The organism is Streptomyces hilarionis (assembly GCF_024539675.1).
Lineage (GTDB): Bacteria > Actinomycetota > Actinomycetes > Streptomycetales > Streptomycetaceae > Streptomyces > Streptomyces hilarionis.
The window spans coordinates 1-8526 of sequence record NZ_JAHHIT010000243.1 but is presented as its reverse complement, the minus strand read 5'-3'; the positions used below and the strand labels follow the sequence as shown (position 1 = coordinate 8526).

5 protein-coding genes are annotated in these 8526 nt (G+C 73.7%); 3 read left to right on the top strand and 2 right to left on the bottom strand.

Features of this window, described 5'->3' with window-relative positions; genetic code table 11:
- Positions 1-17: 17 nt before the first annotated feature.
- The 3 genes from KMS84_RS36435 to KMS84_RS36425 all read left to right on the top strand — a co-directional run bounded on the left by KMS84_RS36435 (position 18) and on the right by KMS84_RS36425 (position 5058).
- Positions 18-2231 carry a beta propeller repeat protein gene (locus tag KMS84_RS36435; RefSeq protein ID WP_256920828.1) on the top strand — a complete coding sequence of 738 codons (2214 nt, stop codon included), beginning with the start codon at positions 18-20 and terminating at the stop codon, positions 2229-2231.
- A complete protein-coding gene (locus tag KMS84_RS36430) occupies positions 2228-4207 on the top strand; it encodes a beta-galactosidase (protein ID WP_256920827.1) in 1980 nt (659 codons plus the stop codon). The genes KMS84_RS36435 and KMS84_RS36430 overlap by 4 nt, the downstream gene beginning before the upstream one ends.
- 137 nt (positions 4208-4344) lie before the next feature.
- Positions 4345-5058 (top strand): glycoside hydrolase family 12 protein, encoded by a 714-nt coding sequence (locus KMS84_RS36425; protein WP_256920826.1) that lies wholly within the window; start codon positions 4345-4347, stop codon positions 5056-5058.
- A 52-nt stretch (positions 5059-5110) separates the two neighbouring features.
- Here KMS84_RS36425 and KMS84_RS36420 read toward each other — a convergent pair whose 3' ends face one another.
- Both KMS84_RS36420 and KMS84_RS36415 read right to left on the bottom strand, forming a co-directional pair.
- Positions 5111-6298 carry a sulfotransferase family protein gene (locus KMS84_RS36420; protein ID WP_256920825.1) on the bottom strand — a complete coding sequence of 396 codons (1188 nt, stop codon included), beginning with the start codon at positions 6296-6298 and terminating at the stop codon, positions 5111-5113.
- 109 nt (positions 6299-6407) lie between these two features.
- On the bottom strand, positions 6408-8450 hold the full coding sequence (locus tag KMS84_RS36415) for a glycoside hydrolase family 31 protein (protein WP_256920824.1): 2043 nt from the start codon (positions 8448-8450) through the stop codon (positions 6408-6410).
- Between the last annotated feature and the right edge of the window lie 76 nt (positions 8451-8526).

Below are 8526 nucleotides of genomic sequence, written 5' to 3'. Positions count from 1 at the left end.
CCCCCCTGAGGTGCCCCATGCACGCGTCCCGCCGTACCGTCCTCGCCGGCGCCGCAGCCGCCGCCGCGCTCACCGCCCTGCCCGCCGTGCAGGGCGGCGCCCAGGCCGCGCCGGGCGGCGGGAAGCCCGCCCCCGCCTACCGTTGGCGCGACGTCGTGATCGGCGGCGGCGGCTTCGTCACCGGCGTCCTCTTCCACCCGGCCGTCCGCGGTCTCGCCTACGCCCGCACGGACATCGGCGGCGCCTACCGCTGGGACGACGCGGCCGCGCGGTGGACGCCCCTGACCGACCACCTCGGCTGGGACGACTGGAACCTGCTCGGCGTCGAGTCCCTGGCCGTCGACCCCGCCCACCCGGACCGCCTCTACCTCGCCCTCGGCGCCTACACACAGCCCTGGGCCGGCTACGGCGCGATCCTGCGCTCCGAGGACCGCGGCGCCACCTGGTCGCGCACCGACCTGAGCGTGCGACTGGGCGGCAACGAGGATGGCCGCGGCGCCGGGGAGCGGCTGCTGGTCGACCCGCGCGACGGCGACACCCTGTGGCTGGGCACGCGGCACGACGGACTGCTCCGGTCGGCCGACCGCGGCGCCACCTGGTCCCGTGCCGACGGCTTCCCGCCGGCCCCCGTCGTGGGCGGACAGGGCGTCACGCTGCTGGTCGCCGCCGGACGCGCGCTGTACGCGGGCTGGGGCGACTCCGACGGGGCCTCGCCCCGCCTGTACCGCACGACCGACGGCAGCACCTGGCACGCCGTCCCCGGACAGCCCTCCGGCGCGTCGGCGAAGGTGCCGATCCGCGCCGCCCACGACGCCCACGCCCGCGAGCTGTACGTGACCTACGCCGACGCCCCCGGTCCCAACGGCCAGTCCACCGGCAGCGTGCACAAGCTGGCCACGGCGAGCGGCAGATGGACGGACGTCACCCCGGTGAAGCCGGGCGGGACGACGCCCGAGGGGGGCGTGGACGCCTTCGGCTACGGCGGTGTCGCCGTGGACGCCCGCCGCCCCGGCGTGGTCGTCGTGTCCACCAACGACCGCTGGGCCGCCGTCGACACCCTGTACCGGACCACGGACGGCGGCCGCACCTGGACCTCGCTCAAGGACACGGCGGTCCTCGACGTGTCCGAGACGCCGTTCCTGACCTTCGGCGCCGACGAGCCCAAGTTCGGCTGGTGGATCCAGGCCGTCGCCGTCGACCCCCACGACGCGCGCCACGTCCTCCACGGCACCGGCGCCACGCTGTACGGCACCCGGGACCTGAAGCACTGGGCCCCGCGCACCCGCGGCCTGGAGGAGACCTCCGTACGGCAGCTGATCTCGCCCCCGTCCGGCCCGGCCCACCTGATCAGCGGGCTGGGCGACCTCGGCGTGATGTACCACGAACGGCTGACCGCTTCGCCGTCGCGGGGCATGGCGGCGAACCCCGTGTTCGGGACGGCGACCGGACTCGCGCAGGCCGCGGCCGAGCCGTCGTACGTCGTGCGCACCGGGTTCGGCGACCACGGCAACGGCGCCCTGTCCCACGACGGCGGCCGCACCTGGGCCCCCTTCGCCGCCCAGCCCGCCCTCGCCAGGGACGCACCCGGACCGATCGCCGTCACCGCCGACGGCGGCGTGCTGCTGTGGACCCTCGTGCACGGGGACGGCACCGGGTACCCCGCCCAGCGCTCCACGGACGACGGGGCGACCTGGTCCGAGGTCCCCACCTTCCCCAAGGGCGCCACCCCGCTCGCCGACCCGGTCGACCCGAAGCGCCTCTACGCCTACGACACCGACACCGGAACCCTGTTCGCCAGCACCGACGGCGGGCTCACCTTCACCGGCCGGGCGACCGGACTGCCCTCCGGCGACCGCCAGTTCCAACTGGCCGCGGTCCCCGGGCGCTCCGGCGACCTGTGGCTGAGCGCCAAGGGGGACGGCCTGCACCGGTCCACCGACGGCGGCGCGAGCTTCACGAAGGTCGACAGCTGCCGGGCCGCGTACGCCGTCGCCTTCGGCCGGGGCGCCCGCGACGCCGGCCACCCGGCGGTCTACCTGGTGGGCGCCCCGCGGACGGTCACCGCCGTGTACCGCTCCGACGACGGCGCGCGGACCTGGACGCGGATCAACGACGACCGGCACCAGTGGGGCTGGACCGGCGCGACCCTCGCCGCCGACCCGCGCGTCCACGGCCGGGTCTACATCGCCACCAACGGCCGGGGCATCCAGTACGGGGAGCCGGTGCGATGACCGCCGCCGACCGGCCCGGCCTCGCCGACGTCACCCGCGGCCGCATCCTCTTCGGCGGCGACTACAACCCCGAGCAGTGGCCCGAGGAGACCTGGCACGAGGACGTCCGGCTCATGCGGGAGGCCGGCGTCAACTCCGTCACCCTCGGCGTCTTCTCCTGGGCCCGGCTCGAACCGGAGCCCGGCGCACGCGACTTCGGCTGGCTGGACACGCTGATGGACCTGATGCACGCCGGCGGCATCGGGGTCGTGCTCGCCACCCCGACCTCCGCGCCGCCCCCCTGGGTGGGCCGGCTGCACCCCGACACCCTGCCCCGCGACGAGAACGGCGACGTCGAGTGGTGGGGCGGCCGCCAGCACTTCTCGCACTCCAGCGCCACCTACCGGCGTCTCGCCGCCGCCATCACCGAGGACCTGGCCGCTCGCTACGCCGGCCATCCCGCCCTCACGATGTGGCACATCAACAACGAGTACTGCACCGCCGACCACGGCGACGAGGCGGCCGCCGCCTTCCGCCGCTGGCTGCGCGCCAGGTACGGCACCCTCGACGCCCTCAACACCGCCTGGGGCACGGCCTTCTGGAGCCAGGGCTACGACAGCTGGGAGGGCGTCCTGCCCGCCCGCCGCACCCACTACCTGAAGAACCCCGCCCAGGTGCTGGACTTCCGGCGCTTCACCTCCGACATGCTCCTGGAGTGCTTCCGCGCCGAGCGGGACATCGTCGCCCGGCACACCCCGCACCTTCCGGTCACCACCAACTTCATGCCGCTGTTCGCCGGCCAGGACGCCTGGCGCTGGGCCGAGGAGGAGGACGTCGTCTCCGTCGACCTCTACCCCGATCCCCGCGACCCGCTGGGCGCCCAGCACGCCGCCCTGGTCCAGGACCTGACCCGCTCCCAGGCCCGCGGCCCGTGGATGCTGATGGAGCAGGCGGCGGGACCGGTCAACTGGCGCGGGGTGAACCACCCCAAACCGCGCGGGCTCAACCGGCTGTGGTCCCTTCAGGCGGTGGCCCGCGGCGCGGACGCCGTCTGCTACTTCCAGTGGCGGCAGTCCCGGCAGGGCGCCGAGAAGTTCCACTCCGGGATGGTCGGCCACGCGGGGGAGCGGGGCCGCGCCTTCCAGGAGGTCAAACAGCTCGGCGCCGAACTGGCGAGCCTGACAGGCGAGGTGACGGGCAGTCATGTCGTGGCCGACGTCGCGATCCTGCACGACTGGCATGCCTGGTGGGCCGGGTCCCAGGACGGCCGCCCCTCCGCGCACGTCGACCACGCGGCGGTCCTGCACGCCTGGCACCGGGCCCTGTGGGAGGCCGGGATCGCCACCGACTTCGCCCACCCCGCACACGACCTCACCCGCTACCCGTTGATCGTCGTCCCGCAGCTCTACACGATGACCGACGCGGCGATCGACAACCTCGTCGCCCACGTGCGACGAGGCGGCCACGTGGTGGCCGGCTTCCTGACCGGGGTCGCCGACGAGGACGACCGGATCCGCGAGGGCGGCATGGACGCCCGGCTGCGCGAGCTGTTCGGCATCCGCACGCTGCACGAGTGGTGGCCGCTGGAGCCGGGGGAACACGTCACCACCGACGGGTTCGACGCCGCCCTGTGGTCCGAGGAGCTCGAGGCCGACGAGGACACGGTGGAGAGCGCCTACCGGGGCGGGGAACTCGACGGGCTGCCCGCCGTCCTGCGCAGGGGCCGAGCCTGGTACGTCTCCACGCTCCCCGAACCCGCGGCGCTGCGGGACCTGCTCGCGCGGGTCGCCGCCGGCGCGGGCGTGCGGCCCGTCCTGGACGGCCTCCCGCCGGGCGTCGAGGCCGTGCGCCGGGGCGACCTGCTCTTCCTCCTCCACCACGGCCGCGAACCGGTGACCGTCGCCCTGCCCGGCGTCCACCACGACCTGCTCACCGGGGCGACCGTCACCGACGCGATCACGCTGGGCCGCTACGGGGCGGCGGTGCTGCGCCCATGACCGACGCCGAAGTCCGGACTTCCCCCGGCGACGCCCACGGGCTCGACCTCGTCGCCGGAGAAGACCGCGTCCTCACCCCGGGGACGTGGTAACCCCACGAGATCCCGCAGTTTCCCCCCACCCATGGAAGGGACACCATGGCAACTCGCACGCTCCGCAGGATCATCATGGCGACCATGGCCCCGGCCCTCGCGCTCGGCGCGACCGTCGGCCTCGCCTCCGCCCCCGCCTCGGCCGCCGTCTGGAACTCCTGCGACCAGTGGGGCAACACCAGCCTCAACGGCTACACGCTCTACAACAACATCTGGGGCTCCGGCGCCGGCAGCCAGTGCGTCTGGGCCAACTCCGGCACGAACTGGGGCGTCTGGGCCAACCACCCCAACACCGGCGGCATCAAGTCCTACCCCGACTCCAAGAAGGTGATCAACAAGTCGATCACCTCGCTGGGCTCGCTCTCCAGCACCTACAACGTCACCGTCCCGTCGTCCGGCGCGTACAACACGTCGTACGACATCTGGGACACCGCGCACCGCTACGAGATCATGCTCTGGGTCAACAAGACCGGAGCCGTGGGCCCCCTCGGGACCTCGCAGGGCGGCGTCACGCTCGGCGGCCACTCCTGGACCGTCTACAAGGGCAGCAACGGCTCCAACGCGGTGTTCTCCTTCATCCGCACCTCCAACTCGACCTCCGGCACGGTGAACATCCTGCCGATCCTCAAGTGGATCAAGGACACCAAGGGCTGGTTCGGCAACGAGACCATCGGCGACCTCCAGTTCGGCTACGAGATCACCTCGTCCTCCGGTGGCCTGAACTTCACCACCAACAACCTGACCGTCAGCAGCAGCTGACGGGCGTCCAGGGCCGCCCCCGCGCACCCCGCGGGGGGCGGCCCGCCGTGCGTCAGCCCCGGTCGACCGCGGCGCGCAGCACGTCGTAGTCGGCGAACGCCGCGTCGACCTCGGCCCGGGTCAGGCCGTAACGGGCCAGGTCGTAGCTGTGCGGCCGGCTGCCCCTGGGGCGGGCGGCGACCCGGGGGAGCCGCGCCGCGTCGGCGTCGGTCCAGCGGGCGCCCACGGCGTCGTAGAGCTTCGGGGCGCCGGTGGCCGGGTCCGAGCCCAGCCAGGAGTACGGGACGTCCACCAGCGCCCCGCGCGGGACGGCGGCCCGGGCCGCGAGCCCGCGCCGCACGGAACGGCTCAGCAGGGCGAGCCAGGTGGCGCCCAGTTCGCGCAGGTCGAGCGGGCGCCGGGTGATCGCCATGCCGTGCTCGATCAGGCTGCAGAACGAGGCCACGACGGCGGCCGGATCCCGGTGCGTCCACACGAGGGTGGCGTCGGGGAAGACGGCGAGCAGCGCGTCGAGGTTGCCGGTGTGCAGCGGGGATTTCAGCACCCAGCGGCGGCGGGGGCGACCGTGCTGGAGCACCTGGTAGACCTGTTTGAGATAGGCGTAGTCGGGGACGAAGTCCCGCCCCTCCAGCGCCGTCCGGTAGGCGGGGATGCGGGCCTGGGACAGCGGCATCACGGTGTGCGGGAGGGCGAAGGTGCACTCCTCGGGCCCCTCGGCGACCAGGGGATGGATGTCGCGGTAGCGCGGGGCGAACAGATCGATGGCGCCGACCGTCAGGCGGGCCGCGGCGACCGCCTTGCGGCGCCGCTCGGGCGGGCCCGCCAGGTCCGGTGTCAGCAGTTCCCACAACAGGGGACATCGGTGCTGCTCGGACAGCGAGAGCACACCGTGGGTGAGCGTCGTCGCGGTGCGCGGCAGGCCCACCACGAACACCGGCCGCTCGACCGGCTCCCGCCCGATCGCGGGGTCCTCGGCGATCAGCCGCCGGACCCGGGCGCGGTTGGTCAGATGCCGGCGGACGTGCCCCTGCGCCGACCACCAGCCGACCGGCGTGAGGTTCTCGTCCCGGGCCCAGTCGCGCAGCAGACGCCGGAACTCCTCGGTGAACTCCTCGTCGCCGTCCGCCGGACGGGTTGCGGCCGAGAGCCGGTCGAAGACGCGGTCGGGGTGGCGACGGGAGGCGAAGGCGGGCCGCAGCAACAGGTCGGCCACAGTGAGGGCGAGCGGGGACGAGGACACGGGGAACACCCTTTCGCGGGGCGGGCGGCGGGGACGGCAGGGGTAGCGGACGCCAGCCCCCTACCCCACCAACCTCCTTTTGCCACAAGGGAGTTCAGTCGTACCGGCGTCACTCGGCCACCGGCAGCCGCGCCCCGTCCCGCAGGAACAGCGGGAGCCGGTGCAGCGGGGCGTCGACCGTCACGGCCGCGCCCCCCTCGTACGTCTCGCCCGTCCACGCGTCGGTCCACAGCGCTCCCGCCGGCAGGTACGCCGTGCGCGAGGTGGCTCCCGCCGTCAGCACCGGGGCGACGAGCAGGTCCGGGCCGAAGAGGTAGGAGTCGTCCACCGACCAGGCCGCCCCGTCGTCGGGGAACTCCAGGAACAGCGGCCGCATGGGCGGCAGCCCCTCCTCGTGAGCCTCCCGCATCACCCGCAGGACATACGGCTTGAGGCGCTCGCGCAGCCGCAGGTACTTCTCCAGGACCGCCCCGGCCTCCTCGCCGTAGGACCACACCTCGTTCGGGCCGCCGGTCATGTCCGGGCCCAGCGGCATGCCGGGGTCGCGGAAGCCGTGCAGCCGCATCAGCGGGGACAGCGCGCCGAACTGGAACCAGCGGACCATCACCTCCCGGTAGCGCGGATCGTCCGGGTCGCCGCCGTGGAAGCCGCCGATGTCGGTGTTCCACCACGGAATGCCCGACAGCGCGGTGTTCAGCCCGGCCGCGATCTGCCGGCGCAGGGTGGCGAAGTCGGTGCCGATGTCGCCCGACCACAGGGCGGCGCCGTAGCGCTGACTGCCCGCCCAGGCCGAACGGTTGAGGCTGACGATCTCCTCCTCCCCGGCCGCGCGCAGACCCTCGTGGAAGGTGCGGGCGTTCTCGGCCGGGTACATGTTGCCGACCTCCAGCCCCGGTCCCGCCCAGTACCGCAGGTTCTCCTGGAACCCCGGCTTCAGCTCGGGCTCGCAGGCGTCGAGCCAGAACGCCGTGATGCCGTACGGCGTCAGGTAGTTGTCGCGGATCCGCGACCACAGGAACTCCCGGGCCTCGGGGTTCGTCGCGTCGTAGAACGCCACCTGGACGGTCGAGGCGACGCCCTTGTCCGGCCAGTCGGCGTGGGCCGTCGGACCGTACTCGGTGCCGATGAAGTAGCCGCGCTGCTCCATCACCGGGTGGTTCTCCGACAGCGGGGACACCGACGGCCACACCGAGACCACCAGCTTCACCCCCAGCTCGTCCAGCTCACGGACCATCGCCGCCGGGTCGGGCCACTCGCCCGGGTCGAACCGCCACTCGCCGAGATGGGTCCAGTGGAAGAAGTCGCAGACGATCGCGTCCAGGGGCAGGCCCCGGCGCCTGTACTCCCGCGCCACCTCAAGGAGTTCCTCCTGGGTGCGGTAGCGCAGCTTGCACTGCCAGAACCCGGCCGCCCACTCCGGCAGCATCGGGGTGCGGCCCGTGACCGCGCTGTAGCGGCGCTGGGCGTCGGCCGGGGCGCCCGCCGTGATCCAGTAGTCGATCTGACGGGCCGAGTCCGCGACCCAGCGGGTGCCGTTGCCGGCCAGTTCGACGCGGCCGATCGCCGGGTTGTTCCACAGCAGCGTGTAACCCCGGCTGGAGGTGAGCACCGGGACGGAGACCTCGGCGTTGCGCTGGACCAGGTCGAGGACCAGGCCCTTCTGGTCGAGCCGCCCGTGCTGGTGCTGGCCCAGTCCGTACAGCTTCTCGTCGTCGTACGCGGCGAACCGCTGCTCCAGCCGGTGATGGCCATGGCCGACGGCCGTGTACAGCCGCGAGCCCGGCCACCAGAAGTGGGCGCGCTCCTCCGCGAGGATCTCCGTGCGGTCGTCCGTGCGCAGAAAGCGGACCAGGCCCTCGGCGTTCACCTCCACGGTGAGCGCGCCGACCGTCAGCTGCCCCTCGTGGTCGCCGATCTTGACCGTGCTCTCGGTGGCCGGCGGCACGTCGAGCAAGGCGCCCGGCAGCCCGCGCAGGATCGGTCCGCCGAGCCGGGCGCGCACCCGGACGGCGTCCGGACCCCAGGGTTCGACGCGCAGGGTCTCCTGACGGCCGCTCCACTCCAGCGCGCCGTCCCGCTCACGGAAGGTGCCGACGGTGGGGGAGGACTGCGCGAGGCTGACCTGGGGCTGGCTTGCGGCGGGCTGGTTCATGTGGAGTGCTCCTTGAAGGAGTGCAGACATGGCGGTGCCGGGGCGGGGGCACGACAGCGAGACAGCGGTGGGGGGA

Bases quoted from the DNA above. Each gene is read 5' to 3' on its own strand.
- KMS84_RS36415 (WP_256920824.1), bottom strand. From the start codon at position 8,450: ATGAACCAGCCCGCCGCAAGCCAGCCCCAGGTCAGCCTCGCGCAGTCC.
- KMS84_RS36425 (WP_256920826.1), top strand. From the start codon at position 4,345: ATGGCAACTCGCACGCTCCGCAGGATCATCATGGCGACCATGGCCCCG.
- KMS84_RS36435 (WP_256920828.1), top strand. From the start codon at position 18: ATGCACGCGTCCCGCCGTACCGTCCTCGCCGGCGCCGCAGCCGCCGCC.
- KMS84_RS36430 (WP_256920827.1), top strand. From the start codon at position 2,228: ATGACCGCCGCCGACCGGCCCGGCCTCGCCGACGTCACCCGCGGCCGC.